Origin of the sequence: Citrobacter sp. Igbk 14 (genome assembly GCF_028069825.1) — a bacterium.
GTDB lineage: Bacteria > Pseudomonadota > Gammaproteobacteria > Enterobacterales > Enterobacteriaceae > Citrobacter.
On record NZ_JANEWM010000148.1, the window covers coordinates 1 to 913 of the forward strand.

2 rRNA genes are annotated in these 913 nt (G+C 53.0%); both read left to right on the plus strand.

Going from position 1 to position 913, the window contains the following annotated elements:
- Window positions 1–693: ribosomal RNA gene (locus NNN64_RS22835) — 23S ribosomal RNA — on the plus strand; the annotation flags it as partial.
- Between the two features lie 97 nt (window positions 694–790).
- A 5S ribosomal RNA gene (gene rrf / locus NNN64_RS22840) occupies window positions 791–906 on the plus strand.
- Window positions 907–913: the final 7 nt, after the last annotated feature.

Consider the following 913-nt stretch of genomic DNA (forward strand, 5'->3'; position numbering starts at 1 on the left):
ATCCGGGTTGCGGACAGTGTCTGGTGGGTAGTTTGACTGGGGCGGTCTCCTCCTAAAGAGTAACGGAGGAGCACGAAGGTTAGCTAATCCTGGTCGGACATCAGGAGGTTAGTGCAAAGGCATAAGCTAGCTTGACTGCGAGAGTGACGGCTCGAGCAGGTGCGAAAGCAGGTCTTAGTGATCCGGTGGTTCTGAATGGAAGGGCCATCGCTCAACGGATAAAAGGTACTCCGGGGATAACAGGCTGATACCGCCCAAGAGTTCATATCGACGGCGGTGTTTGGCACCTCGATGTCGGCTCATCACATCCTGGGGCTGAAGTAGGTCCCAAGGGTATGGCTGTTCGCCATTTAAAGTGGTACGCGAGCTGGGTTTAGAACGTCGTGAGACAGTTCGGTCCCTATCTGCCGTGGGCGCTGGAGAATTGAGGGGGGCTGCTCCTAGTACGAGAGGACCGGAGTGGACGCATCACTGGTGTTCGGGTTGTCATGCCAATGGCATTGCCCGGTAGCTAAATGCGGAAGAGATAAGTGCTGAAAGCATCTAAGCACGAAACTTGCCCCGAGATGAGTTCTCCCTGAGACTATAAGTCTCCTGAAGGAACGTTGAAGACGACGACGTTGATAGGTCGGGTGTGTAAGTGTAGCGATACATTGAGCTAACCGATACTAATGAACCGTGAGGCTTAACCTTACAACGCCGAAGATGTTTTGGCGAAAGACAGACATCGATTTCAGCTTGATTACAGATTACATCAGAACGTAAAACACGGTCTGATAAACAGAATTTGCCTGGCGGCTGTAGCGCGGTGGTCCCACCTGACCCCATGCCGAACTCAGAAGTGAAACGCCGTAGCGCCGATGGTAGTGTGGGGTCTCCCCATGCGAGAGTAGGGAACTGCCAGGCATCAAAT